Origin of the sequence: Streptomyces sulfonofaciens (genome assembly GCF_014656295.1) — a bacterium.
Classification (GTDB): domain Bacteria; phylum Actinomycetota; class Actinomycetes; order Streptomycetales; family Streptomycetaceae; genus Streptomyces; species Streptomyces sulfonofaciens.
Genome location: NZ_BNCD01000083.1, coordinates 1 through 764, shown reverse-complemented (window position 1 = coordinate 764; position 764 = coordinate 1). Strand labels below are relative to the sequence as shown.

Annotated in this window: 1 protein-coding gene; it reads right to left on the bottom strand. The window is 69.1% G+C overall.

The genetic code is table 11. The features are described 5' to 3' along the window. Window positions 1–139 precede the first annotated feature (139 nt). Window positions 140–764, bottom strand: a 625-nt coding sequence (locus IE313_RS34665; protein WP_229925202.1) for a chitinase, incomplete at its 5' end; no start/stop codon positions are given.

The window sequence follows — 764 nt, the reverse complement described above, 5'->3', positions numbered from 1 at the left end:
GCGGGACCGTTCGGACCGGGGTCTCGGCGAGGCGTGGGAGGCCGGGAGCCCCGGGCCGATGAGGGGCCGGTGCGCCGCGAAGGGTGTGCGCGGATCGGATCGCCCGTACCCGCGCACACCGCTGGTGTGCTGCCGGGGCTCAGCAGTACAGGTTGGTACCGGGGCTGACCCCGAGGATGGCGGTGAACTGCTGGTACGCGGTCACCCGGCTCTGCACCTGTGCGGGGTTCCTGCCGTCGCATTCCAGGGAGCCGTTGATGCTGCGGATGGTCTGGCCGAAGCCCGCCTGGTTGACCATGGCGTTGTGCGGGGTCATGGTGCCGGGGCCGGACTGGGTGTTCCAGTACCACAGGCCGGTCTTCCAGGCCACGGCCGCGTCGCGCTCGACGAGGTAGGGGTTGTTGAGCAGGTCGATCCCGAGTGCGTCGCCCGCGGCCTTGTAGTTGAAGTTCCAACTGAGCTGGATGGGGCCGCGCCCGTAGTAGGCGGCCTGGCCCGCGGGGCAGCCGTAGGGCTGGGAGGTGTCGCAGTAGTGCGGGTAGTTGGCGGTGTTCTGCTCGACCACGTAGACCAGGCCGCCGGTCTCGTGGCTGACGTTGGCGAGGAAGGCCGCGGCCTCCTGCTTCTTGACGGTGTCGCTGCCGGTGTTCGCGAAACCGGGGTAGGCCGAGAGCGCGGCGGTCAGGCCGCTGTAGGTGTAGAACGAGCTCCGGTTCGGGAACATCTGGTTGAACTGCGACTCACTGACGACGAACCCGGACGGG